Consider the following 23,835-nt stretch of genomic DNA (forward strand, 5'->3'; position numbering starts at 1 on the left):
GCTGGTGGGGGCCGGTGCCCGGTCACAGCAGGTAGGGCAGCAAGGTGTCCGGGGTGAGGGGCAGCTCGCGCAGCCGGGCGCCGGTGGCGTGGCGGACCGCGTTGCCGATGGCGGCGGCGGTGCCGACGATCCCGATCTCGCCGATGCCCTTGCTGCCCATGGGGTTGAGGTGGCGGTCGTCCTCCTCGATCCAGTGGGCCTGGATGTCGGCGGTGTCGGCGCAGACGGGCACGTGGTAGGAAGCGAGGTCCTTGGCCGTGAAGTCGCCGAAGACCGGGTCGATGCCGCAGCCCTCGGTGAGGGCCATGCCGATGCCCATCACCATGCCGCCGGTGAACTGGGATCGGGCGGTGCGCGCGTTGAGGATGCGTCCGGCGGCGTACACCCCGAGGAGGCGGCGGACGCGCACCTCTCCGGTGACGGCGTCGACGGCCGTCTCGGCGAAGTGGGCGCCGAAGGCGTGCCGGGCGTACGGGGACTCCTCGGCGGTCTCCTGCTCGGTGTCGGCGGTGGTGGCGATCCCCTCGGCGGGGAGCGGCCCGGAGTGTGCGGCGAGGCGGGCGGCGAGGTCGGCGGCGGCCTTGTGCACGGCCCAGCCCCAGGAGGCGGTGCCGGAGGAGCCGCCGGCCAGCGGGGCGGTGGGCAGTTCGGTGGAGCCGATACCGATGTGGACGGCCGCGGGGTCGGTGCCGAGCGCGTCGGCGGCGATCTGGGCCAGGACGGTGCGGGCCCCGGTGCCGATGTCGGTGGCGTTGACCCGGATGGTCAGGGAGCCGTCCGGCGCGGCGTGGGCGCTCGCGGTGGACCGGGAGACGAGAACGGGGTACGTCGCGGAGGCCACGCCCGTACCGATGAGCCACCGTCCTTCCTGCCGGGCGGCGGGGCGGGGGTCGCGGTCGTGCCAGCCGAACCGTGCCGCGCCGTCGCGCAGGCAGGCGGCGAGACCGCGGCTGCTGAAGGGGCGGCCGCTGTCCGGTTCGGTCGCGGGTTCGTTGCGCAGCCGCAGCTCCACGGGGTCGAGGCCGAGCGCGGAGGCGAGTTCGTCCATGGCGGACTCCAGGGCGTACATCCCCGAGGCCTCCCCCGGGGCGCGCATCCAGGAGGGGGTAGGCACGTCGAGGGCGACCACCCGGTGGCCGGTGCGGCTGTTCGGCGAGGCGTACATGACGCGGGCGGGCACGGCGGCCTGCTCGACGAACTCCTTCACCGTGGAGGTCTGGGTGACCACCTCGTGGCTGACGGCGGTGAGCAGGCCGTCCAGGTCCGCGCCGAGCCGGACCCGCTGGATCGTGGGGGCCCGGTATCCGACGACCTCGGCGAGCTGGGCCCGGGGGAAGGCGAGTTTGACGGGGTGTCCGGTGTACTGGGCGGCCATCGCGGCCAGGACCCCCTGGGGACGGGTGGTGCCCTTCGAGCCGAAGCCGCCGCCGACGTGCTCGGAGACCACGGTGATCCGTTCCGGGTCAAGGCCGAACGCCTGGGCGAGACTGCCGCGTACCTTGTCGGATCCCTGGCTGGAGTCGTGGACGGTGAGGTGTCCTTCGGCCCATACGGCCGTGGCGGCGTGCGGCTCCATGGGGTGATTGTGCAGCGCGTCCATCCGGTACGTCGCGTCGACCTGGACGGGCGAGTCGGCCAGGGCCCGCTCCACGTCGCCCCGGTCACGGACGGCGGGGAACCCGCCGTTTGCCTCCTCGGGCGTGTAGAGGCCGGGTGGTCCTCGGTGAGGGTGACGTCGTGCGGGTCACGTTCGTACTCGATGTGGAGTTCCCCGGCTCCCGTCCGGGCGGCCTCCGGGGAATCCGCGATCACGAGGGCGACCGGGATGCCGTGGTGCGGGACGCGGTCGTCCTGGAGCACGGCGAGGATCGGGTCGTCGGGCTCCTGGAGCCGGGGCGCGTTGTCGTGGGTGAGGACGGAGTGGACGCCGGGCACGGCGAGGGCGTCGACGGCCCGTACGGCGGTGACGCGTCCGGCCGCGATCGTGGCCGGAACGGTCCAGGCGTACAGACAGCCGGCCGGTGCGCGGTCGGCCGCGTAGCGGGCGCTGCCGGTGACCTTGTCCCGGGCCTCTCTGCGGACGACGGGCGCACCGGGGAACTGCGGGGCCTGCGTGGTCATGGCGGGGATCCTCGGGGGTCGGTGGTGCGGGAGAGCCTCCGGTACCTGCGGGGCAGCCGGGACGGCGGGGTCAGCCGGTCCGGACGGTGTCGGGCCGTCCGGGCGGCGTCCGCGGGGACGGCGGGATCAGCCGGCCCTGCTCGGCTGCCGCTCGGTGAGTTCGCCGAGTACGTCCAGGGCGAGGCGGCGGGCGAGGTCCACCTTGAACGCGTTGTCGCGCAGCGGCCGCGCCTCGGCCAGTTCGGCGATCAGGGCGTGCTGGAAGGCGGCGGGGGTGGCCGGGGCGCCGCGCAGTTCGGCCTCGGCCCTGCGGGCCCGCCACGGCCGGTGGGCGACGCCGCCGAACGCGAGCGTGGCATGTTCCACGCGGCCCGCCGCCACCCGGAGCGTCGCGGCGACGGAGACCAGCGCGAAGGCGAAGCTGGCCCGGTCGCGGGCCTTGCGGTAGCGGGAGGCCGCCCCGGGCGCCGGCGGCGGGAGCACCACCTCGGTGATCAGCTCGCCGGGCCTGATCACGGTGTCCTGGTCGGGGTTCTCCCCCGGCAGGCGGTGGAATTCGGTGAGCGGCACGGCCCGTTCGCCCTCGGGCCCGATGAGGTGCACGGTCGCGTCCAGAGCGGCGAGCGGCACGGCCATGTCGGAGGGGTTGGTGGCCACGCACTCCGGGGAGTGCCCGAGGATCGCCAGATCGCGGTGGGTTCCCTCGCGCGCGGGGCAGCCGGAGCCGGGGAGCCGTTTGTTGCAGGGCTTGGAGACGTCCTGGAAGTAGCGGCACCGGGTGCGCTGGAGCAGGTTGCCGCCGGTGGTGGCCGCGTTGCGGAGCTGGCCGGAGGCCCCGGCCAGCAGCGCCTGGGACAGGGCCGGGTAGTTCTCCGTCACGTCGGGGTGGGCGGCGAGGTCGCTGTTGCGTACGGTGGCGCCGATGCTCAGGCCGCCCTCCGCCGTCCGTGTCACCCGGTGCAGGGGCAGGCCCGAGACGTCGATGAGGACCCGGGGCGTCTCCACGCCGAGCTTCATCAGGTCCACCAGATTGGTGCCGCCGCCCAGGAAGTGGGCGCCGGGGCCGGCCGCGCAGAGCCGGACGGCCTCGTCGGTGGAGGCGGGGCGCGCATAGCCGAACGGTTTCACTCGATCACGTCCTCGATGGCTTCGACGATCCGGGGGTAGGCCCCGCACCGGCACAGATTGCCGCTCATGCGTTCCCGGATCTCGTCGGCGTCGAGTGCGACCGGCCCGGTCGCGTGATCCGGTTCGGTGACGTGCGAGGGGTGCCCGTCGGCGGCCTCGCGGAGCATGCCCACGGCGGAGCAGATCTGGCCCGGGGTGCAGAAGCCGCACTGGAGGGCGTCCCGCTCGACGAACGCCTGCTGTACCGGGTGCAGGCTCTCGCCGTCGGCGAGCCCTTCCACCGTGGTGATCGTGGCGCCGTCCCGGGTGACGGTGAGCAGCAGGCAGCTGTTGACCCGCCGCCCGTCGACGAGAACCGTGCAGGCTCCGCACTGGCCGTGGTCGCAGCCCTTCTTGGCTCCGGTGAGGCCGAAGCCCTCGCGGAGCGTCTCCAGGACCGTGGCGCGGTGGTCGACGGTCAGCGTCGTCTCCTCGCCGTTGACGAACAGCGTCACGGTGGAGTGTTCGTCGACGACCGGTTCCGGTTCGAGGTCCGCTCCGAGAGCGAGGGAATCCATGCGCGCGCCTTTCGCTTCGCCGCGGGGCAGGTCCCGCCCCGGTCGGTGTCCGGTCGTTCGCCGGGCGTGTTCGTTTCCGGTCGTTCGCCGGGGGTGTTCGTGCCTGTTTGTTCGCCGGGATGTTCCGGGTGTGTCGTCGTCCGGCCGGTCACCGGCTCTGGAGCCGCAGCCGGACCTCCTGTTCCTGGTCACCGGCGGCCGTGCCGACGACGCTCACCGCGAAGGCCCCGGTGAGGTGGGTGCGCAGCCGGTCGACGGCCCAGTAGCCGCCCTGGGCGTCCACCGTGACCGGCGCGGTGAGGTGGGCGGGGGTGGCGTCGGCCTTCGGCTCGGACACGTCGACGGTGGTGACCCAGACGGTCGGGCGGGGGCCGGAGGCGTGCTCAGGGGTCTCCCCCATCGGGTGGTCGGAGGCGAAACCCGCGGCGAGCACGTCGAACACGGTCCGGGCGTCCTCCGTGTCGCAGCGGCTCAGCGAGACCACCACCTCCCGGCCCGCCGGATGATCCTCGCCGCTCTGCTCGGGGTGCTGTTCACCGTGGTTCCTTCCGGAGGGTCTGAACTTCCTGATGGCGGGCAGAAGGGCTGTCCTGACTCGCCGTCTTGAAACGCGTTTCCCCTGAGATACCCATAAAACATGAATTGCTGTGAATAGCTGACTGATGCCCTTCTCTCGGGGTATGCGAGTGACATGGATGTTCTCAAGGCAGTCAATGCGGTCGATGCGCCCGCCGAGGTCACGCTGGCGGACGGCACAGGGGCCCTCGGGGTCTTCCTGGGCGTCGTGGCACTGGCCGTCGTGGCCCTGCTGATCGGCGGCTTCCTCCTCAGCAAGCGCAAGCACGACGCCGAGCCGCCACCGCCCCAGCCCCATGAGCAGCCGCCGAAGCCCGAGCGGCGTACGCACATCGAGCAGACCGACCCGCATTCCTCCGACCGCTTCCCCGAGGACGGCCACGCCTTGTCGCCGTACGAGCTCAAGGACCACGGCAACGGCCCGCTGCCGCCCGACGAGGAGCAGCCCCGCGGCTGACCCGCCCGTCCCCCCGGGGGAGCCTCGCCGGTTCCTCTGTCCAGGAGGTCCGGGAGGTGGTGATGGCCGGCCCGGCCGCGTCACGAACGCCCCGCCGCGCGCCGGGCTGTGACCCGGGCACGGGTCCGGCCCGCGTTGCGGGACCGGGCGGGCCGGTCGAGTCTGGTTGCTGGACCGCAGCGGCCGGGCAGGACGCCGCTCCCCGACGAAGGCAGTGGACCATGACCGGAAGCGATCCCCGTACGGCCTCCTCGGCAGCGCCCCTGACGGGGCCGGCCGCACCGTGCTGGGTCACCCTCATGACACGGCACCGGGAGACCGCGGAGCGTTTCTACTCCCAGGTTCTCGGCTGGTCGTTCCGCCCGGGCGGCTCGGGTCCGACTTCTCGGTCGCCTACCGCGGTCAGGTCCCGGTGGCCGGCCTCTTCGCCGTCTCCTCGGCGCTCCAGGTCGCGGTGGCGTGGACCCCGTACTTCTCGGTGGAGGACGCGAACGTGGCCGCCGCACGGGTCCGCGAGCGCAGCGGGACCGTGGCGGTGGGCCCGCTGACGCTCGGCAAGGGGCGCGGGGTGCTGGCCTCGGACCGGGACGGGGCGTCCTTCGGCCTGTGGGAGCGCACCGAACCCTCCACCTCGCCGCAGGCCCCCGCCGACCACGCGCACTCCTGGCTGCGGCTGCGGACCCGGAACGCCTTCGACGCGGCGATTTTCTACGGCGAGGTACTCGACTGGGCGAGCGGGCGGCCCGGGGGCTGCGATGTCGCGTACGAGGGCGAGGAGGTCATCGTGCGGTGCGAGGGCCACCCGCTGGCCCGGATCAGCTCCGGGGCCGTGGAGACCGCGGTCGACCCGCTGGTGCGCCCGCACTGGCAGGTCCAGTTCCCGGTGGCAGACCTCGCGGAGACGGTCTCGGCCGCCGAGCGGCACGGCGGCGCCCTCGTCGAGGACCGCAGCGGTTTCGAGGGCACCGAGGTCACTCTGCGCGATCCGGACGGCGCGCTGTTCGCGGTCACGGATGTGCGCAGCCCCGCCTGACAGCCGCTAGGCTCCGCGCCCCCGGTCCCCCCTGTCGTCCACGTCGTCCGTGTTGCCCCCGCCGTTGGTGTCGGTCTCGCGCGGGCCGGAACGTCCCCTGGCGATGGCCCACACCGGGAAGACGAACCAGCAGGCCAGGAACCACAGGGCCATCCCGCCGACCAGCCACAGGGCCACCTCGTTGTGCAGGGCCACGCGCAGGATCAGCAGCAGCGCCGAGCACATGGTGCAGAAGAGGAGCACCAGGCCGAGGACGGTCATCCGGGAGGCCCAGGTCACCGTCTGGGGCTTCATCCGGCGGCCGGTGAGCAGCCGGTGGTACGAGACGGGGCCGATGAGCGCCGCGGCGGTCGCGCAGCCCAGCATCACGGTCACCACGTAGATGTTCCGGTCGGCGTCCCCCAGGTCCTCGAACCGTGACTGGAAGACCACCGCGAGCAGGAAGCCGAACAGGATCTGCACCCCGGTCTGCGCGACGCGCAGTTCCTGGAGGAGTTCGGACCACCGCCGGTCCGCCCGCTCCTCCTGGGTCTCCTCCCGGCCTCTGCCGTCGGTCTCCGTCATCGGTGTCTCTCCTCGTCTCGACCCGGCCGGGGCGCTTAAACGCACGTTCGATGCAGGACTACGGATGCCCCGGCGGGGCGAGGCCAATCCGAACGCACTCGACCCGGCTGCGCGGCGCGTCTAAGATCGCCCCACGGCATCGCGCGTCGGTCACCGGCCGGGTGAGGCGTGGAGGTAGCCCGTGAGATGCCCGTTGGAGGCATTCCACCGTGTCAGTCGAGTTGAACCACACCATCGTCCATTGCAAGGACAACCGCGAGTCCGCCGAATTCTTCGCGGATCTGCTGGATCTCCCGGTCGGCGAGGAGTGGGGCCCGTTCATTCCGGTCGTTCTCGCGAACAGCGTCACGCTGGATTTCGCGACGATTCCCGCCGATTCGATCGCCCCGCAGCACTACGCCTTCCTCATTTCGGAGGCGGAGTTCGACTCCGCGTTCGCGAAGATCCGGGCGCGGGGAATCGAGTTCTACGCCGATCCCCAGAAGAAGCACCCCGGAGAGATCAACCGCAATGACGGCGGGCGGGGCGTGTACTTCCCCGATCCCGGCGGTCATTGGCTGGAGCTGATCACTCGCCCGTACGGCGGCTGACCGGCACCGGGAAGCGTCGCCTTTCGAGCCGGGGCACGGCCGCGCGCGTCGCGGCTGGGCCCCGGTCGTCCCCGGAACCGCCCGCCACGGCAGCCTCAGCCGGTCCGGAGCAGGAGTTCGGGCCGGTCCCACATCACAGCCGGCGGGTTGGCCCGGACCGTGCCGACGGGTTCGGCGCCGATGCTCCGGTAGAACCCCTCGGCGGGCGGGTGGGAGACGATCCGGACGCCCGTGAGCCCGGCGCCCCGGGCCTCCTCGCGCAGATGGGCGGCGAGCAGCCGGCCGATGCCGAGCCCCTGGGCGGCGTCGGCGACGAACATCAGGTCCAGTTCGGGCGGATCGAGGAGCAGCGCGTAGAACCCGAGGACCTGGCCCGTGGCGTCGTCCGTGGCGACGAAGACCCGGTGCGCGTCGATGTAGTCCGGCCCGACCCGGTAGCCCGCGACCATCGGGGCGTACGGGCCCTCGTAGGCGCGTGACGTGCGGACCAGCCGGGTCAGTCGGTCGGCGTCGCGCACCACGGCGCGTCGGACCACCACCTCGGCACGGCGTGGGGCGCGCCCGTTCCGTCGTCCTGCGCTGCCTGCTTCCATACGGCGATTATCAGGCACCGCCCCGCGGCGGGTCCCAGGCGGTGCGGCGCTCCTCGCGCCAGCGGCGGACGGTCGCCTCGACGTCGAAGGGTTTGAGGTGCAGCGGCGGGCCCTCGGGAGGCATCGTGACGGCCCGCTCGATCTTCTCGTTCACCCCGGTGAGGATGTGCCGTACCTCGGACTCGGTGCGGGCCGCGGCCACCGCGGCGGGAACGTCCTCCGCCTCTTTGCGCAGGGCCAGCGCGGGCGGCAGCATCGACACACCCTCCCGCTGCATCTTCTGCTTGATCCACCAGGCCTCGTCGTACGGACGTTCCAGGCCGGCGATCGGTTTGCCGAACCCCGGGAGCCGTGAGAAGTCGCCGCGCTCCTGCGCCTCGTGGATCTGCCGGTCGACCCAGGACTCGAAGCTGACCCGGGTGGTTTGCGCTCCGTCATCGCGTGCCCCTTTGACCTGCCGTCGATCCGACGCTTCTCACCCTACACAGGACGCCCTGCGGAGCTTTCCGTCGCGGGAGGCTGCCTCGAACGGGGATCCGGGGGTACACGAACTCCTGCACGTCGTCCGGCGATTGCCGTCGGGCCCGGACCGAAAGGGGTTGACCACTGTGCGACAGCAGAGCTACGTACCGGCCGATGAACGTTGGGGGCGGTAGCCGTGACGACAGCGATCATCATCATCGCCGTGGTCGCCGTGGCGGCCATCGCCGCGTTCTTCCTGCTTCGTGGACGTCTCACCGGCGGCCGGGGGCTGCGCAGCCGCTTCGGGCCGGAGTACGACCGGGTGGTCGCCCGGCACGGCGGCGACACCGAGGCGGCCGAGCGGGAGCTCGGTGATCGGGTGAAGCGGCACGGGGCCATCGAAGAGCGCCCGCTGACCGAAGAGGCCCGCGCGCGCTACGCCGCCCGCTGGGCGGGCGCCCAGGAACTGTTCGTCGAATCGCCGGAGCGCTCGCTCACCGAGGCCGACGCGCTGCTGGCCGAACTGTCGCGCGAGCGCGGCTTCCCGGACGGCGACGACTTCGAGGACCGTACGGACGCGCTCTCCGTCCACCACGCCGCGCACGTCGACGGCTACCGTCGGGTGCACGGCGCGCGACGCGGCGACGCGGGCACCGAGGAGATGCGTGAGGCCCTCATCGAGGCCCGCAAGCTCTTCGACGCCCTGCTCGAGGGCGGCGGATCGGGGCGTGGGCACGGCAACCGGCATCTGGTGAAGGGACGGGGCACATCATGACGCGGACACCGGACGACAGGACGAACCCGCCCGCCGGCTCCCGGCTTCCGGAGGGCGCCGGCCCCATCGACACGGGTACCCCCATCAGCCGCACGGGTGCGCCCGCCCCGGCCACGAGGACGGTCACGGGCAAGGAGACGGCTCCGGTCGCACCCGGCCCGGTCGCACCTGATCCGGTCGCACCTGATCCGGTCGCGCCCGGCCCGGTCGCGCCCGACCTGGTCGAGGACGGTCCGCGCCCCGGGAGGTCACTGTTCGCCCCCGCGGAGCAGGAGGCCTTCGCCGCCCGGATCCAGCAGGCGGTGACCGCGTTCGTGGAGGACCCGCACCGGGCGGTGCGGGACGCCGACGCCACGTTCGAGGAGGTCGTCGCCGAACTCGGCGCAGCCCTGGCGGAACGCGGGCGGCGGCTGCGGTCCGGACAGGACGGGAGCGGTGCGGACTCCGGGCCGGACACGGAGGAACTGCGGATCGCCCTCCAGCACTACCGCGACCTGACGGAGCGCCTCGTACGCCTCTGACAGGGGGCCTCTGCACGACCGTATGAGGGGGCCGGTCCGGGCGAGATCCTTCTCGCCCGGACCGGCCCCCTCACGTCGGCGACGCCTCGGGCGTCCGCTTCAGCCGCGGATCACCAGGCCCTCACGCAGCCGTTCCAGTACGGCGTCGGGCACGCGCAGGCCGTTGCGGACATAACCGTCGAGGCCGCCCCACCGCTCATCCATGGCGTCGAACGCCACGTCGAGATAGCGGGGGCGGACCTCGATGATGGCCGCGGCGACGGCCGGGTCGCCGCCGCCGTCCAGGAACTTCGCGACCTGCGGGGCGAAGGCGGCCCGCAGGGCGGGGTTGACCGCGAGGAAGTCGGCACGCACCGTCGCGCGGGGCGCTCCCAGGATCATGAGCAGCACGGCGGCCGCCCAGCCGGTACGGTCCTTGCCCGCCGTGCAGTGGAAGAGCAGGGGGCGCGCGGCGGGGTCGGCCGCTGTCTCCAGGAAGGCCCGGCAGGCGGCCGCGGCGCCCGGTGAGAGGACCATTTTGCGGTAGGTCTCGGCGAAGAGTTCCTCGGCCCGGCCGCCCCCGAGAGTCCGCTCGGCCTCGACCGGGTCGGCGAGCAGGGAGCGCAGCCGGGCGGGCGCCACGCCCGGGTGGTCGCCCAGCACGTCGGCGACGAAGAGCCGCGCCCGGTCCGGCAGCCGGTCCGGGGCCCACTGACGCTCGTCGGCGGTGCGCAGGTCCACGACGGTGCGGATGCCGAGCGCGGCCACCGCGCGGTCGCGTGCCGGGTCGAGTTCGCTCAGTTGCCCCGAGCGGAAGAGGAGGCCCTGCCGCACCCGGCGGTCACGCCCGAGCGCGATGCCTCCCAGGTCGCGCAGATTGACGACGGTGGCGGCCGGAACGGTCCGGGCGGTCTGCACGATGCACTGCCTCTTTCCCTGATGAATTCCAGGAATTCCTGACCAGGATCAACGTCGTGTGCGTCAGTCCGACAGAAGCCTGGTCTTCTGCTCCACGAACTCGGCGTCGGTGAGGATCTCGCGCTTCCACAGTCCGGTGAGCCGCTCCAGCCGGTCGATGATGTCGTCGCCCGCGGCCTCGCCCGTCTCCGCCCCACCGGTCCCGAGGCGCTCGTGCGCCACGAACGCGCCTCCCGCCTCGCGGGCCGTACGGGCGAGCTCCGTGGTCCACAGGTCCTCCCGGACGACGATCGCGACGACATCGCCCGCCGGTACGCTCCGGTCGAGCCGGTCGATGTCCTCCGCGCTCAGCAGCGCCGCCGCCCCGCCGGCGGCCGTATCGGCGGGAATCACCCCTTCCGGGTCCAGTTCCCGCAAGTCCACGGGGGCCGGTGCGCCGCCTTCGGTCCGCCGGACGAACGCAAGGTCACCGGCGCGTACGGCGCCGGACGACACGGCTTCGGCGAGAGTGGGGGCGACCGCCCCGGAGAAGCGACTGCCGGGGAAGGCGATGACGAGGTGTTCCACAGGTCCGACGGCCACGGTCGCGTCCTCTCCGTGTCCCGGCGGCCTCAGGGGCGCCGGGGTGGATACGGCATTCCAGGGATGACATAAGAAATCAGGAAACTTCGCACATAATATGCACCAATGCCCTCATTCCTCCGATGTCGAGCATTGCCGTGTTGCCCCCGTCCGTCCGCCGAGCCGGTTACGCGACCGTATGTAAAGGATCAAGTACATGCCTGAGAGGGCAAGGTCACAGCACGTGCCCCTGCTGCTCCTTCGGCGCACTGGCCTAGCATCTGAGCATGACGGTCCAGCCTGCTGACGGGCTCTCTCCGGCCGCCGCGTTCCCCGACCCTTCCCATGACCAGTGGCAGAGCCTCGTCGAAGGCGTACTGCGCAAGTCGGGCAAGGAAGTCACGGGCTCGGCCGCCGAGGAAGCGCTGTACACCACACTGGAGGACGGGCTCACCACCCGCCCCCTCTACACCGCGAGCGACGAGTCGCCGGACACCGGCTTCCCCGGCTTCGCCCCCTTCACCCGGGGCAGCAGGCCCGAGGGGAACGCGGCCGGCGGCTGGGACGTGCGCCAGCGCCACGCCCTCACCGACCCGGCCCGGCTCAACGAGGCGCTGCTCGGCGATCTGGAGAACGGGGTCACCTCACTCTGGCTCACGGTGGGCGGCCCGGCGGGCGTCCCCGTCGACGGGCTCGCGCGGGCGCTGGAGGGTGTGTACCTCGATCTCGCACCCCTCGCGCTCGACGCCCCGGCCGACCTGGACGCCGCCGCGACACGGTTGCTGCGCCTGTACGAGGAGCGCGGCGTCGCCGGGAACGAGGCGCGCGGCACGCTGGGCGCCGACCCGCTCGGCCATGAGGCCCGGACGGGCGTGGAGGCGGACCTCGCCCCCGCCGTGCACTGGGCACAGCGGTGCGACGCGGAGTACCCGGGGCTGCGGGCGATCTCCGTGGACGCGTTGCCGTACCACGAGGCGGGCGGTTCGGCCGGCGAGGAGCTGGGGCTCTCCCTGGCCACCGGCGTCGCCTATCTGCGGGCCCTGACCGGCGCCGGGATGAGCGTGGAGGCGGCCTGCGGCCAGTTGGAGTTCCGTTACGCGGCCACCGCCGACCAGTTCCTGACCATCGCCAAGCTGCGCGCGGCGCGCCGGCTGTGGGCGCGGGTCGCCGAGGCGTCGGGCGCTCCCGCCGCCGGGGCGCAGCGGCAGCACGCCGTCACCTCGCCGGTGATGATGACGCGCCGCGACCCGTGGGTGAACATGCTGCGCACCACGCTCGCCACGCTGGGCGCGGGGGTGGGCGGCGCGGACTCCGTGACCGTGCTGCCGTTCGATCACGCGCTGGGCCTGCCGGACGCGTTCGCGCGGCGGATCGCCCGTAACACCTCGACGATCCTCATGGAGGAGTCGCATCTGGCCCGGGTCATCGACCCGGCGGGCGGCTCCTGGTACGTGGAGCGCCTGACCGACGAACTGGCCGTGGCCGCCTGGGCGTTCTTCCAGGAGATCGAGCGGGCGGGTGGCCTGCCCGCCGCCCTGCGCTCGGGGACGGTCGCGGAGCGGCTGGCCGCCACCTGGGCGACGCGCAGTGCGAAGCTGGCGCGTCGCGAGGAGCCGATCACGGGCGTCAGTGAGTTCCCGATGCCCGGTGAGCGTCCGGTGGAGCGCGAGCCCGCCCCCGACGCGTACGCCGGTGCTCCGGGCGGTCTGCCCCGGGTCCGGCGGGACGAGGCGTTCGAGGCGCTGCGCACGCGGTCGGACGCGCACCTCGCGGCGACGGGAAGCCGCCCGAAGGTGTTCGTCGCGGCGCTCGGTCCGGCCGCCGCGCACACGGCTCGGGTCTCGTTCGCCGTCAACCTCTTCGGGGCGGGTGGCATCGAGGCGGTGCACGATCCGGTCTCGGTGGACGCGGGCACGGCCGCCGGTGCGCTGGCCGCCTCCGGGGCGTCGGTCGCGGTGCTCTGCTCGTCGGACGCGCTCTACGCCGAGCAGGCGGAGCAGGTGGCCGGTGCGCTGAAGTCGGCCGGCGCGTCGCGGGTGTTCCTGGCAGGGCGCCCCGGCGAGTACGCCGATGTGGACGCCTACGTCTTCGCGGGCTGCGACGCGGTCGCCGTTCTCACCTCCGTTCTCGACCGTATGGGAGTGGCGTGATGCCGACCTCGCCCACGGACCGTCCATCCTCCGTTCCCGATTTCTCCGACGTACCGCTCACGCCCCCCGCGTCCGCCGGCGCGGCCGCTTCCGCCGTTTCGGCCGGGGAGTGGCAGGCGGCCGTGTCGAAGGCCGCCGACGGCGCCGAGGCCCCGCTCTGGGAGACGCCCGAGGGGATCACGGTCAAGCCGCTCTACACCGGTGAGGACCTGGAGGGCCTGGACGCCCTGCACAGCTACCCGGGCATCGCCCCGTATCTGCGCGGCCCCTACCCGACGATGTACGTCAACCAGCCCTGGACGATCCGGCAGTACGCCGGTTTCTCCACGGCCGAGGAGTCCAACGCCTTCTACCGGCGTAACCTCGCGGCCGGGCAGAAGGGTCTGTCGGTCGCCTTCGACCTGCCGACCCACCGGGGTTACGACAGCGACCATCCCCGGGTGACGGGTGACGTCGGCATGGCCGGGGTGGCGATCGACTCCATCTACGACATGCGCCAGTTGTTCGACGGTATTCCGCTGGACCGGATGTCGGTGTCGATGACGATGAACGGCGCGGTGCTTCCCGTGCTGGCGCTGTACATCGTGGCAGCCGAGGAACAGGGCGTACCGCCCGAGAAGTTGGCCGGGACCATTCAGAACGACATTCTGAAGGAGTTCATGGTCCGCAACACCTATATCTATCCGCCGTCGCCCTCGATGCGGATCATCTCCGACATCTTCGCGTTCACCTCGCAGAAGATGCCGCGCTACAACTCCATCTCGATCTCCGGCTATCACATCCAGGAGGCCGGGGCGACGGCCGACCTGGAGCTGGCGTACACGCTCGCCGACGGGGTGGAGTATCTGCGTGCCGGGCAGGAAGCGGGCCTGGACGTCGACGCGTTCGCGCCGCGTTTGTCGTTCTTCTGGGCGATCGGGATGAACTTCTTCATGGAGGTCGCCAAGTTGCGGGCGGCCCGGCTCCTGTGGGCGCGGCTGGTCAAGCAGTTCGATCCGAAGAATCCCAAGTCGCTTTCGCTGCGCACGCATTCGCAGACCTCGGGGTGGTCGCTGACGGCGCAGGACGTGTTCAACAATGTGACGCGTACGTGCGTGGAGGCGATGGCCGCGACGCAGGGGCACACCCAGTCGCTGCACACCAACGCCCTCGACGAGGCGTTGGCGCTGCCCACCGACTTCTCGGCGCGGATCGCGCGTAACACGCAACTCCTGCTCCAGCAGGAGTCCGGTACCTGCCGGGTCATCGACCCGTGGGGCGGCAGCGCGTACGTGGAGAAGCTGACGCGCGACCTGGCGGACCGGGCCTGGCAGCACATCGAGGAGGTGGAGGCGGCCGGCGGGATGGCGAAGGCGATCGACGCGGGTATCCCCAAGCTCCGGGTGGAGGAGGCCGCGGCGCGCACGCAGGCGCGGATCGACTCCGGGCGGCAGCCGGTGATCGGGGTGAACAAGTACCGGGTGGAGACCGACGAGCAGATCGACGTGCTCAAGGTCGACAACTCCTCGGTGCGCACTCAGCAGATCGAGAAGCTGCGCCGCCTGCGCGAGGAGCGCGACGAGACGGCGTGCCAGGAGGCGCTGCGGGCGCTGACGGCGGCCGCCGAGCGCGACCCGGGTCCGGGCCTGGAGGGCAATCTGCTGGCGCTGGCGGTCGACGCGGCGCGGGCGATGGCGACGGTCGGGGAGATCTCGGACGCGCTGGAGAAGGTGTACGGCAGGCACGCGGGGCAGATCCGTACGATCTCCGGTGTGTACCGCAAAGAGGCAGGAGAGTCCCCTTCCGTGGACCGGACCCGTGCGCTGGTCGACGCGTTCGAGGAGGCGGAGGGCCGTCGGCCGCGCATCCTGGTCGCCAAGATGGGCCAGGACGGCCACGACCGGGGCCAGAAGGTGATCGCCACGGCCTTCGCCGACCTGGGCTTCGACGTGGACGTCGGCCCGCTGTTCCAGACGCCGGGCGAGGTGGCGCGGCAGGCCGTCGAGGCCGACGTGCACATCGTGGGCGTCTCCTCGCTGGCGGCGGGTCACCTGACGCTGGTGCCCGCGCTGCGCGAGGAACTGGCCGCCGAGGGCCGCGAGGACATCATGATCGTGGTGGGCGGGGTCATTCCGCCGCAGGACGTCGAGGCCCTGCACGAGGCGGGCGCCACCTCGGTCTTCCCGCCGGGGACGGTGATCCCGGACGCGGCCCACGACCTGGTGACGCGGCTCGGCGCCGCGCTCGGTCACGAGCTGTGAGCCGCTGACCGGATGGCTGCGAAGATCGACATCGACGGTTATGTGCAGGGAGTGCTCGACGGGAAGCGGGCGTTCGTGGCGCGCGCGATCACGCTCGTCGAGTCGACACGGGCCGAACACCGGGTACTGGCCCAGCAGTTGCTGAGCCGACTGCTGCCGCACGCGGGGGCGGCCCGGCGGATCGGGATCAGCGGGGTGCCGGGCGTGGGCAAGTCCACGTTCATCGACGCGCTCGGCACGATGCTCACCGGTCTCGGTCATCGGGTGGCGGTGCTCGCGGTCGACCCGTCCTCCAGCCGTACGGGCGGTTCCATCCTGGGCGACAAGACCCGGATGGAGCGGCTCGCGGTGGACCCGGCCGCCTTCGTACGCCCCTCCCCCACGGCGGGCACGCTGGGCGGGGTGGCGAAAGCGACCCGGGAGTCCATCGTGGTGATGGAGGCGGCGGGGTATGACGTGGTGTTGGTGGAGACGGTAGGGGTGGGGCAGTCGGAGACGGCGGTGGCCAACATGGTCGACACGTTCCTGCTGCTCACCCTGGCCCGTACCGGCGACCAGTTGCAGGGCATCAAGAAGGGTGTCCTGGAGCTGGCGGACGCGATCGCGGTGAACAAGGCCGACGGCCCGCACGAACGTGACGCCCGCTCGGCGGCGCGTGAACTGGCCGGTGCGCTGCGGCTGATGCATCCGGCGGACGCGGCCTGGACTCCCCCGGTGCTCACGTGCAGCGCACGCGAGTCGACCGGGCTCGACACGCTGTGGGGCCGGCTGGAGCAGCACCGTACGGTCCTGGAGGCCACCGGGCGGCTGGCGGCCAAGCGCCGTGACCAGCAGGTGGACTGGACGTGGGCCATGGTCCGGGACGAGCTGCTGGACAGTCTGTACGGCCACCCGGCGGTGCGGAAGCTCGCACCGGAGCTCGAACAGCGGGTCCGGGAGGGGACGTTGACGGCGACGCTGGCCGCCGAGGAGATCCTCGGCGCGTTCCGCGGCGGCGGATCGGGCACGTCCGCCTGAAGGCGCCGGCGCGGCTGCTGGCCCACAACAACGCGGCCCGCGCGGGCGGCCGGACCCTGAGCGGCGGCGGCGTCGACGCGGCGGCACTGACCGTGCCCAAGAAGCTGTTCGGCGCGGCCCGTTGCGCCGGCGAGGGCGGTTCGCTGACCGTTTTGGCGACGGCCCTCGTGGAGACCGGTTCACGGGCCGACGAGTTCTTCTTCGAGGAGCTGAAGGGCACCGGCAACATGGAGCTGCGCCTGGACCGCTCCGCCGCCGAGGCACGGATCTTCCCGGCCGTCGACATCGCCCGGTCCGGCACCCGGCGTGAGGAACTGCTGTTTGATCCGGACGAGTTGGCGGCGGTGCGGGCACTGCGCCGCGCCCTGAACACCCGGGACGGCCAGGGCGCCCTTCAGGTGCTGCTCGACAAGGTCCGGGGCACCCCGGACAACGCGGCCTTCCTGCGCCGGGTGCGGCCCACCGTGCCGGGCGCCTGAGGACTGCTGCCCAGCGGGGGCCCGGGACGCCGCGTCCCGGCCCCCATGGACGTACGCGCCGCCGGTTCAGGCGTTGCCGAGCGCGTCGGACACCAGCGCCCTGGCCTCCTCCTGGACCCGGGCGAGGTGGCCGGGGCCCTGGAAGCTCTCCGCGTACACCTTGTAGACGTCCTCGGTGCCCGAAGGGCGGGCGGCGAACCAGGCGCTGTCGGTGCAGACCTTGAGGCCGCCGATCGGGGCGCCGTTGCCGGGGGCCTCGGTGAGGACCGCGGTGACGGGTTCCCCGGCCAGGGTGTCGGCCTTGACCTGCTGCGGGGAGAGCTTCGCCAGGACGGCCTTCTCCTCACGGGTCGCGGGGGCGTCGACGCGGGCGTACGCCGGGTCGCCGAAGCGGTCGGTGAGGCGGGCGTAGTGCTCGGAGGGGTGGTGCCGGTGACGGCGGTGATCTCGGCGGCGAGGAGGGCCAGCAGGATGCCGTCCTTGTCCGTGGTCCAGACCCGGCCGTCGCGGCGCAGGAAGGAGGCCCCGGCGGACTCCTCGCCGCCGAAGCCCAGGCTGCCGTCGTAGAGGCCGTCGACGAACCACTTGAAGCCGACCGGGACCTCCACGAGGGTCCGGCCGAGGTCGTGGGCGACCCGGTCGATCATGGACGAGGAGACCAGGGTCTTGCCGATGCCGGTCCCGGCGGCCCACGCCTCGCGGTGGGTGTAGAGGTAGTCGATGGCGACGGCCAGGTAGTGGTTGGGGTTCATCAGCCCGCCGTCGGGGGTGACGATGCCGTGCCGGTCGGCGTCCGCGTCGTTGCCGGTGGCGATGGCGTAGGCGTCGCGCTGCTCGATGAGCGAGGCCATGGCGTGCGGCGACGAGCAGTCCATGCGGATCTTGCCGTCCCAGTCCAGCGTCATGAACCGCCAGGTGGGGTCGGCCAGCGGGTTCACCACCGTGAGGTCGATCCGGTGGCGTTCGGCGATCCGGCCCCAGTAGGCGACGGACGCGCCGCCGAGCGGGTCGGCCCCGATGCGGATGCCCGCGTCCCGTACGGCGTCGAGATCGAGGACGGACGGCAGGTCGTCGACATACGCGGTCAGGAAGTCGTGGCGGCGGGTGGTGTCGGCGGCCAGGGCGCGGGCGTACGGGATCCGGCGGACCTCGTCGAGCCCCGCCTCGATGAGGGCGTTCGCCCGGTCCTGGATCCAGGAGGTGGCGTCCGATGCGGCCGGTCCCCCGTTGGGCGGGTTGTACTTGAAGCCGCCGTCGGCGGGCGGATTGTGCGACGGGGTGACCACGATGCCGTCGGCCGGATGCTCGGTGCGGCCCCGGTTGTACGTGAGGATGGCGTGCGAGACGGCGGGGGTCGGGGTGTAGCCGTCCTCGCTGTCGATGAGGACGGTGGCCCCGTTGGCGGCGAGCACCTCCAGCGCGGTGACCCGGGCGGGCTCGGACAGTGCGTGGGTGTCGGCGCCGAGGAACAGGGGGCCGTCGGTGCCCTGGCGGGCGCGGTAGTCGCAGATCGCCTGGGTGGTCGCGGCGATGTGGTCCTCGTTGAACGCGGCGGCGAACGCGGAGCCCCGGTGGCCGGAGGTGCCGAAGGCGACGCGCTGGGCGGGGTCGGCCGGGTCGGGGTGGAGGGCGTAGTAGGCCGTCACCAGCCGTGCCACGTCGACCAGGTCTGCGGACTGTGCCGGGTGACCGGCCCGTTCGTGCGCCATCGGGGCTCCTCGTACGTCTTCGTCTTCGGCCGGCCCGCGGGGAGACGGGCCCGTCGCACCGGGAAACGATCACCCGGTCCGTACCCGATTCTGCTCTCTCGACCGCCCCGGTGCGCGACCGGTTCACGCCTTCCTCGTGTCATCCCCGGCCGGAGCGGCGCCGCGCCCCCGGTCATCGGCGGACCGGGGGCGGAAACCGTGCGGGCCGGGGTCAGCGGCCCTGGAGGGCCTTCACGTTGTCGCCGAAGGTCCAGCCCTTCGAGCCGTCCCAGTTCAGTGACCAGGTCATCAGCCCCTTCAGTGAACCGTTGTAGTGGTTCCAGGCCTGCGAGACGAGTCCGGTGGACATGTGGCCGCCACCCGCGCCGGGCTGGGCGGGCAGGCCCGGGACCTGCTTGTCGTAGGGCACCTTGATCGTGGTGCCCTGGATGACGAGTCCGTTGTTCAGGCAGTCGGTCTGGGCGGTGAAGCCCGTGACGGTGCCGGCGGAGTAGGAGTCGCCTGAGCAGCCGTACATGCTGCCGTTGTAGTACTGCATGTTCAGCCACCACAGCCGGCCGTTGTCGGCGTACTTCTTGATGACCGGGAGGTACGCGCCCCAGATCGACCCGTAGACGACGCTGCCGCCGGTGACGTACGCCGTCTCGGGGGCCATGGTGAGGCCGAAGTTCGACGGCATGGCGGCGAGGACGCCGTCGATGATGCGGATGAGGTTGGCCTGCGAGGGCGACAGCTGGTTGATGTTGCCGCTGCCGACGAGTCCGGTCTCGATGTCGATGTCGATGCCGTCGAAGTTGTACTTCTTCAGGATCGGGACGATCGTCCCGACGAACCGGTCGGCCACCGCGCTGGAGCTGAGGTCGATCCCGGCCGTGGCTCCGCCGATGGACATCAGGAGGGTCAGACCGGAGGCCTTGGCCTGGCACATCTCGGCGGGGGTGGCGACCTTGACGGTGCGGTCCATGCCGTCCTCCCAGAGGACGGTGCCGTCGGAGCGGATGACGGGGAAGGCCGCGTTGACGACGTTGTAGCCGTGCTGGGGGATGCGGGAGTCGGTGATCGGGATCCAGCCGAGCGGCGGGTGCACGCCGTTGGCCGCGCCGTCCCAGTTCTCCCAGTACCCCTGGAGCACCTTGCCGGTGGGCTTCGACTTGACCGCACAGGTCTCGGCGGCGGTCCCGGTCGTTTCCGCGGACTTCGGCGGTGCGGCCGCGGCCAGCATCGGTACGACGAGCGCCGCGGCCAGGCCGAGGCCCAGCAGTCGTGATGTACGCCCCATGATTCGGTTGTCCTTCCTGCCCGGGTCCGCCGCCGCCGGGCGAAAGGTTCGCCCGACCCGCCCAATGTCGTGACCCCGTCAAAACGTAGAATGGTCCAGACCTTCGGTCAAGAGGTCTGGACCAGACGGTCCGTCGGGATCGCGGACGGACGAGCCGTCGAGCAGATCGGGCATCCGGTCCCGGTTGCGGAACCGCACGGTCAGGGGCAGGGCCTCGTCGGGCGCGGCCCACGCCCCCTCGGGCTCGGCCGGCCGCACGTGACAGGTGATGCCGCCGTGGATCGCGGCGGCCTGCGTGAACGGGCGGTGGCTCGGGCCGGAGAAGCCGTCCCGCGAGTCGGTGTGCCGGGCCGGGTGCCGGAACTCGGGGTCGTCACGCGGCGCCCGGCCCCCGGCGGGGCGTGGCGGGAGCGCCGTCGTTGACCCACTGCGCCATGATCACCGGGCCGTTGTAGTGGCCACCGCTGATCGTGTTGTGGTTGATCGCCACGGTGGGGCCGGCGGCCTGCTGGGGCGCCAGCTCGTCGAGGATGGCGCGCAGCTCCTGCTCGGCCTCGGGGTTGTCGCGCAGGGCCTGCCGGATCCTGATCCGCCACTCGGCCGCGACATCCCTGGCACCGTCCTCGTCTCCGTCCCGGCGGGCGGCGATCAGCGCCTCACGGGACTCCTCCAACTCGGCGTCGATCACCTCGTCGTTCCCGCCACGGCCCAGGAAGCGGACCAGCCGCCCGCGCACCTGCGTCCATGCCTCCGTCGCCATCAGCCCCACGAAGGTCGCCGCACCCGATGCCGCCAGTGCCGTCAACTCGGCTTCCTCCGATCCCCCTCTGCCTCGCCTGTTCACCTCGCGCGGGTATGCGAACCCGTCACTGGTGCAACCGTAGAGAGCGAACAGCGCCTTCGGAAGGCGGATCGGGGGCGCGGCGCAGAGCAGTTCCAGCCATGTCAGGACCGTCCGGGTCCGGCGCCCTCCCGCGCGACCACGGGCGCGCCGGAGCCGTGATGGTGGATGATGGACGAGGGGCCGCGACACGTCGACGTTGCGCGGACGTCGTCGGCCGGCGCCCCGGAAGGGCGGTCGTCGTGTCCGCAGCCGGAGTGGTGCCCCGAGTGAGGAACCGGGCCGCGGCACTGTTCGCCGTGCTCGTGCTGGCCGTCACCGCCGCGTGCACGGGCGGAGACGGCTCGTCGCCCTCCTCCACCAGCCCGTCCCCCCGTACCGGCGCAGCCACCCACGTACTCGCCGTGAAGATCGACAACGTCGCGCCCGCACGCCCCCACACCGGGCTGGAGGGGGCCGACATCGTCTACGTCGAGCAGGTGGAGGCGGGTCTGAGCAGGATCCTCGCCGTGTACTCCGCCGACCTGCCGCCGGTCATCGGCCCGGTGCGCAGCGCCCGGGAGACCGATCTGGAGCTGCTGCGGCAGTTCGACCGGCCGGCCCTCGCCTTCTCGGGGCGCAGAGCAGGCTGCTGCCGGTCATCGACCGCGCGCCGGTCGATGCCGTACCGCCTTCCCAGGCGCCCCGGGCGTACTTCCGGAGTCCGGACCGCCCCGCGCCGCACAACCTGTATCTGCGGCCGGAGCGGATCCCGTTCACGGCCTCCGGGGTGGATGCGGCTGCGGAGCTCGGGCTCCGGGTCGGTGCGGCGCCGTCCGGCGGGGAGCCGGAGGACAGCCGTACGGTCCGCTATCCGTCCGCGTCGGTGACGTTCACCTGGTCCGCCGAGGACGAGCGGTGGCTCGTCTCGCTGGACGGCGCCCCTGCCCGTACGGCCCAGGGCGAACGGATCGGGGCAGGCACGGTCGTCGTCCAGGACGTGGACGTACGGGAGTCGGACTTCCGCGACCGGTCGGGGAACAACACGCCGTTCACCGAGACCGTGGGGGCGGGGGACGCGGTCGTCCTGCGGGACGGCCGGGCGTACGAAGCCCGGTGGTCCCGGAGCTCAGCAGCCGCGGACACGGTGTTCACCAGCCCCGAGGGGCAGCGCGTCGACCTCGCCGAGGGACCGTTGTGGATCTTGTACACGCCCCGGGGCTGAAGCGCTTGGGAGGGCGTCCGGACGGTCGGAGGACCGCACCGTCCGGACGCCGGGGCCTGCGGGTCTCCTACTGCCAGACCTTGATGTAGTCGATGCTCATCCTCTGCGGGAAGCGGGTGGTGGCGTCGGGCGAGCCCGGCCAGTCACCGCCGACCGCGTTGTTGAGGATGAGGAAGAAGTCGTGGTCGAACACCCAGGGTCCGCGGGTGCTCTCCAGCTCCTCCTTGTCGACCGTGTGCGTGACGTTGCCGTCGACCCGGAACGTCATTCCCTCGCTGTTCCAGTCCACCGCGAAGGTGTGGAAGTCGTCGGCGAAGTTCGCGCCGCCCGGCAGGGAGTACGGGGCTCCGTAGCCGGCCGCACCGTTGTACGCGGGTGCGTGCAGGGTGGAGTACGTGGTGTTCGGCTCCTTGCCGACGTGCTCCATGATGTCGATCTCACCGGTGTAGGGCCACGGGCGTCCCTTGTCGAAGTAGTCCGCGCCCAGCATCCAGAACGCCGGCCAGAGCCCCTGCGTGCCGGAGACCTTGATGCGGGCCTCGACCCGGCCGTAGGTGAACTGGAACTTTCCGTAGGTGTTGAGCCGCGCCGAGGTGTACTGGCATGTGGTGCTGCCGCTCAGCGGGTCGGGCGGGCAGGCCGACCCGGGGGTCTCCTCGCGGCGGGCCTCCAGGACGAGGCTGCCGTTGCCGTCCTGCGCGGCGTTCTTGTTGTTCGTGTAGTACTCCAGCTCGTTGTTGGGGCCGGTGCCGGTCTCCGGGACCCACTTGGCCGGGTCGGGCGCCTCGCCGGCGGGGCCGTTGAACTCGTCGCTGAACACCAGCCGGTCGTACGTGGGGTCGGCGGGCAGCGGCGGTGCGGGGATCGGGGCTCCGCCGGTGCCCCAGACCTGGAACTCCCAGAGCGAGTAGCCGTATTCACCGCTGCGCCGGGTGGCGTACAGGCGTACGTGCCGGCCGGTGCCGCTGACGTCCAGCGTCTCCTTGAAGCCGGTGCCGGTGGTGGTGGAGTGGAGCGTCGTCCAGTCGGTCCCGTTGTCGGAGACCTCGATGCGGTAGGCCCTGGCGTACGCCGGGTCCCACTGGAGGACCACCCGGCTGATCTCCGCGCGGGCGCCGAGATCCACGGCGATCCAGCCCGCGTCGGTCCAGCCGCCCTCGGGGCTGGTGGCCCACCGGCTGGCGGGGTCGCGGTCGAACGCCTTGTCCGGGGAGCACTCCCAGCAGGTGCCGTCGTGCTGGGAGGTCGAGGCGGAACCGGCCTTGCCGTAGGAGAGGAGGATGTCGTCGTCGCCGGGGGCGGTGCCGCCGGTGGTGGAGTAGACCTGGAACTCGTGGAGGGAGTAGCCCCAGGGGGTGGCGCGCTCGGTTCCGTGCATCCGGACGTAGCGGCCGGTCCCGGAGACCGTCAGGGTCTCGACGCCTCCGGAGCCGGTGGTGGTTTCGTGGAGCGTCGTCCAGTCGTCTCCGTTGTCGGAGACCTCCAGGCGGTAGCCCTTGGCGTACGCGGCCTCCCAGTCGAGGACGACCTGTCCGATCGAGGTGCTCGTACCGAGGTCGACCCGGATCCACTCGTCGTCGGTGAAGGCGCTGGACCAGCGGGTGGAGGTGTCGCCGTCGACGGCGGACGACGCCGTGAAAGGGGCTTCCGTACTGGAGGCGGTGGCCGGCTTCCCCTGGGAGACGAGAACGGCCGCCGCGGCGGCCCGTTCCGGGGTGAGGGCCACCGAGAGGGTGAACAGGAGGGCCACGGCGGCCATGACCGCCAGGGCACCGCGCAACCGTGGTGTTCCACGGACTTCCATGCGAACTCCTCGCGCTGTGAGGGGATGAGGCGAGAGAGCGCTCCCCCTGCAGAGGGGAGCGTCGCCGGAGCAAAGTGAACCGTCAAGGGTTTGGGCCGAGTTGATTTCAGATGCCGCCGAGACGGCGTCCGACTTGTCACGCTGACGCCCAGTCAACTGCCACCAAGGTTTCAGGAGATGAAACAGTCCCTCCGCCGGAGGAGTCGGGGCGGCAATCCTGTGCACAACTCTTGACGCGACGGAAACACGGGAGAATCATTCGACAACCGAGAGAGCG

At 72.1% G+C, this 23,835-nt stretch carries 17 protein-coding genes and 6 pseudogenes; 10 read left to right on the plus strand and 13 right to left on the minus strand.

Translation table 11 applies throughout. The features are described from left to right. Positions 1 to 22 precede the first annotated feature (22 nt). From CCZ36_RS00795 to CCZ36_RS00810, 4 genes and pseudogenes are all read right to left on the minus strand, one after another. Positions 23 to 2,121 (minus strand): annotated as a pseudogene (locus tag CCZ36_RS00795) (xanthine dehydrogenase family protein molybdopterin-binding subunit). A gap of 126 nt (positions 2,122 to 2,247) precedes the next feature. Beyond that, complete coding sequence (locus tag CCZ36_RS00800; RefSeq protein ID WP_069735098.1) at positions 2,248 to 3,249, minus strand: FAD binding domain-containing protein; 1,002 nt, start codon at positions 3,247 to 3,249, stop codon at positions 2,248 to 2,250. Then, the gene (locus tag CCZ36_RS00805) at positions 3,246 to 3,806 is read right to left on the minus strand and encodes a 2Fe-2S iron-sulfur cluster-binding protein (RefSeq protein WP_128816847.1); all 561 of its coding nucleotides are present in this window, start codon (positions 3,804 to 3,806) and stop codon (positions 3,246 to 3,248) included. Before CCZ36_RS00805 ends, CCZ36_RS00800 begins: the two co-directional genes overlap by 4 nt. 148 nt (positions 3,807 to 3,954) lie before the next feature. Beyond that, the gene (locus CCZ36_RS00810) at positions 3,955 to 4,293 is read right to left on the minus strand and encodes a hypothetical protein (RefSeq protein WP_128816848.1); all 339 of its coding nucleotides are present in this window, start codon (positions 4,291 to 4,293) and stop codon (positions 3,955 to 3,957) included. Between the two features lie 204 nt (positions 4,294 to 4,497). On the opposite strand from CCZ36_RS00810, the gene CCZ36_RS00815 reads away from it, so the two are divergent. Together CCZ36_RS00815 and CCZ36_RS00820 are read left to right on the plus strand one after the other, a co-directional pair. Beyond that, positions 4,498 to 4,839 carry a DUF6479 family protein gene (locus CCZ36_RS00815; RefSeq protein WP_069735101.1) on the plus strand — a complete coding sequence of 114 codons (342 nt, stop codon included), beginning with the start codon at positions 4,498 to 4,500 and terminating at the stop codon, positions 4,837 to 4,839. 221 nt (positions 4,840 to 5,060) lie between these two features. Beyond that, positions 5,061 to 5,872: pseudogene (locus CCZ36_RS00820) on the plus strand (VOC family protein). A 6-nt stretch (positions 5,873 to 5,878) separates the two neighbouring features. Here CCZ36_RS00820 and CCZ36_RS00825 read toward each other — a convergent pair. Continuing rightward, the gene (locus CCZ36_RS00825) at positions 5,879 to 6,436 is read right to left on the minus strand and encodes a DUF6328 family protein (RefSeq protein ID WP_069741933.1); all 558 of its coding nucleotides are present in this window, start codon (positions 6,434 to 6,436) and stop codon (positions 5,879 to 5,881) included. A 209-nt stretch (positions 6,437 to 6,645) separates the two neighbouring features. On the opposite strand from CCZ36_RS00825, the gene CCZ36_RS00830 reads away from it, so the two are divergent. Next, positions 6,646 to 7,026, plus strand: coding sequence for a VOC family protein (locus CCZ36_RS00830; protein ID WP_128816849.1), 381 nt, complete (start codon positions 6,646 to 6,648; stop codon positions 7,024 to 7,026). A gap of 95 nt (positions 7,027 to 7,121) precedes the next feature. Here CCZ36_RS00830 and CCZ36_RS00835 read toward each other — a convergent pair whose 3' ends face one another. Then, entirely contained in the window at positions 7,122 to 7,619 is a 498-nt protein-coding gene (locus CCZ36_RS00835; RefSeq protein ID WP_128816850.1) for a GNAT family N-acetyltransferase, read from the minus strand. Positions 7,620 to 7,629: 10 nt separating this feature from the next. Then, positions 7,630 to 8,057 (minus strand): annotated as a pseudogene (locus tag CCZ36_RS00840) (J-domain-containing protein). A 220-nt stretch (positions 8,058 to 8,277) separates the two neighbouring features. On the opposite strand from CCZ36_RS00840, the gene CCZ36_RS00845 reads away from it, so the two are divergent. Together CCZ36_RS00845 and CCZ36_RS00850 are read left to right on the plus strand one after the other, a co-directional pair. Then, positions 8,278 to 8,856: a hypothetical protein gene (locus CCZ36_RS00845; RefSeq protein ID WP_069735107.1), complete on the plus strand. Its 579-nt coding sequence runs from the start codon at positions 8,278 to 8,280 to the stop codon at positions 8,854 to 8,856. Next, positions 8,853 to 9,377 (plus strand): hypothetical protein, encoded by a 525-nt coding sequence (locus CCZ36_RS00850; protein WP_128816851.1) that lies wholly within the window; start codon positions 8,853 to 8,855, stop codon positions 9,375 to 9,377. Before CCZ36_RS00845 ends, CCZ36_RS00850 begins: the two co-directional genes overlap by 4 nt. A 99-nt stretch (positions 9,378 to 9,476) precedes the next feature. Here the strand turns inward: CCZ36_RS00850 and CCZ36_RS00855 are convergent, their stop codons facing one another. Together CCZ36_RS00855 and CCZ36_RS36830 are read right to left on the minus strand one after the other, a co-directional pair. Beyond that, complete coding sequence (locus CCZ36_RS00855) at positions 9,477 to 10,274, minus strand: tyrosine-protein phosphatase (protein ID WP_128816852.1); 798 nt, start codon at positions 10,272 to 10,274, stop codon at positions 9,477 to 9,479. A gap of 261 nt (positions 10,275 to 10,535) precedes the next feature. Next, positions 10,536 to 10,856, minus strand: a pseudogene (locus CCZ36_RS36830) (DUF6325 family protein); the annotation flags it as partial. A gap of 266 nt (positions 10,857 to 11,122) precedes the next feature. Between CCZ36_RS36830 and CCZ36_RS00865 the strand changes: the two are divergent. The 4 genes from CCZ36_RS00865 to CCZ36_RS00880 all read left to right on the plus strand — a co-directional run bounded on the left by CCZ36_RS00865 (position 11,123) and on the right by CCZ36_RS00880 (position 16,721). Further along, complete coding sequence (locus tag CCZ36_RS00865) at positions 11,123 to 12,985, plus strand: methylmalonyl-CoA mutase family protein (protein ID WP_128816853.1); 1,863 nt, start codon at positions 11,123 to 11,125, stop codon at positions 12,983 to 12,985. Next, positions 12,985 to 15,225 carry a methylmalonyl-CoA mutase gene (scpA, locus tag CCZ36_RS00870; RefSeq protein ID WP_128816854.1) on the plus strand — a complete coding sequence of 747 codons (2,241 nt, stop codon included), beginning with the start codon at positions 12,985 to 12,987 and terminating at the stop codon, positions 15,223 to 15,225. The genes CCZ36_RS00865 and scpA overlap by 1 nt, the downstream gene beginning before the upstream one ends. A 12-nt stretch (positions 15,226 to 15,237) precedes the next feature. Continuing rightward, positions 15,238 to 16,242: a methylmalonyl Co-A mutase-associated GTPase MeaB gene (gene meaB / locus CCZ36_RS00875; RefSeq protein WP_128816855.1), complete on the plus strand. Its 1,005-nt coding sequence runs from the start codon at positions 15,238 to 15,240 to the stop codon at positions 16,240 to 16,242. Between the two features lie 92 nt (positions 16,243 to 16,334). After that, the gene (locus CCZ36_RS00880; protein WP_443069779.1) at positions 16,335 to 16,721 is read left to right on the plus strand and encodes a hypothetical protein; all 387 of its coding nucleotides are present in this window, start codon (positions 16,335 to 16,337) and stop codon (positions 16,719 to 16,721) included. A 66-nt stretch (positions 16,722 to 16,787) separates the two neighbouring features. Here CCZ36_RS00880 and pgm read toward each other — a convergent pair. The 3 genes and pseudogenes from pgm to CCZ36_RS00895 all read right to left on the minus strand — a co-directional run bounded on the left by pgm (position 16,788) and on the right by CCZ36_RS00895 (position 20,514). After that, positions 16,788 to 18,430, minus strand: a pseudogene (pgm, locus tag CCZ36_RS00885) (phosphoglucomutase (alpha-D-glucose-1,6-bisphosphate-dependent)). 211 nt (positions 18,431 to 18,641) lie between these two features. Beyond that, entirely contained in the window at positions 18,642 to 19,709 is a 1,068-nt protein-coding gene (locus tag CCZ36_RS00890; RefSeq protein ID WP_206515701.1) for a chitinase, read from the minus strand. A gap of 373 nt (positions 19,710 to 20,082) precedes the next feature. Continuing rightward, positions 20,083 to 20,514, minus strand: coding sequence for a hypothetical protein (locus tag CCZ36_RS00895; protein ID WP_443069780.1), 432 nt, complete (start codon positions 20,512 to 20,514; stop codon positions 20,083 to 20,085). A 278-nt stretch (positions 20,515 to 20,792) separates the two neighbouring features. Between CCZ36_RS00895 and CCZ36_RS00900 the strand changes: the two are divergent. After that, positions 20,793 to 21,754, plus strand: a pseudogene (locus CCZ36_RS00900) (DUF3048 domain-containing protein). Between the two features lie 67 nt (positions 21,755 to 21,821). Here the strand turns inward: CCZ36_RS00900 and CCZ36_RS00905 are convergent. Beyond that, complete coding sequence (locus tag CCZ36_RS00905) at positions 21,822 to 23,558, minus strand: discoidin domain-containing protein (protein WP_128816857.1); 1,737 nt, start codon at positions 23,556 to 23,558, stop codon at positions 21,822 to 21,824. Positions 23,559 to 23,835 lie beyond the last annotated feature (277 nt).

Source organism: Streptomyces sp. S063, from assembly GCF_002832675.1.
Lineage (GTDB): Bacteria > Actinomycetota > Actinomycetes > Streptomycetales > Streptomycetaceae > Streptomyces > Streptomyces sindenensis.

Excerpts from the sequence above, each read along its gene's own strand:
- CCZ36_RS00805 (WP_128816847.1), bottom strand. The coding sequence starts at position 3,806 with ATGGATTCCCTCGCTCTCGGAGCGGACCTCGAACCGGAACCGGTCGTC.
- CCZ36_RS00815 (WP_069735101.1), top strand. The coding sequence starts at position 4,498 with ATGGATGTTCTCAAGGCAGTCAATGCGGTCGATGCGCCCGCCGAGGTC.
- CCZ36_RS00825 (WP_069741933.1), bottom strand. The coding sequence starts at position 6,436 with ATGACGGAGACCGACGGCAGAGGCCGGGAGGAGACCCAGGAGGAGCGG.
- CCZ36_RS00835 (WP_128816850.1), bottom strand. The coding sequence starts at position 7,619 with ATGGAAGCAGGCAGCGCAGGACGACGGAACGGGCGCGCCCCACGCCGT.
- CCZ36_RS00850 (WP_128816851.1), top strand. The coding sequence starts at position 8,853 with ATGACGCGGACACCGGACGACAGGACGAACCCGCCCGCCGGCTCCCGG.
- CCZ36_RS00865 (WP_128816853.1), top strand. The coding sequence starts at position 11,123 with ATGACGGTCCAGCCTGCTGACGGGCTCTCTCCGGCCGCCGCGTTCCCC.
- scpA (WP_128816854.1), top strand. The coding sequence starts at position 12,985 with ATGCCGACCTCGCCCACGGACCGTCCATCCTCCGTTCCCGATTTCTCC.
- meaB (WP_128816855.1), top strand. The coding sequence starts at position 15,238 with ATGGCTGCGAAGATCGACATCGACGGTTATGTGCAGGGAGTGCTCGAC.
- CCZ36_RS00890 (WP_206515701.1), bottom strand. The coding sequence starts at position 19,709 with ATGGGGCGTACATCACGACTGCTGGGCCTCGGCCTGGCCGCGGCGCTC.
- CCZ36_RS00905 (WP_128816857.1), bottom strand. The coding sequence starts at position 23,558 with ATGGAAGTCCGTGGAACACCACGGTTGCGCGGTGCCCTGGCGGTCATG.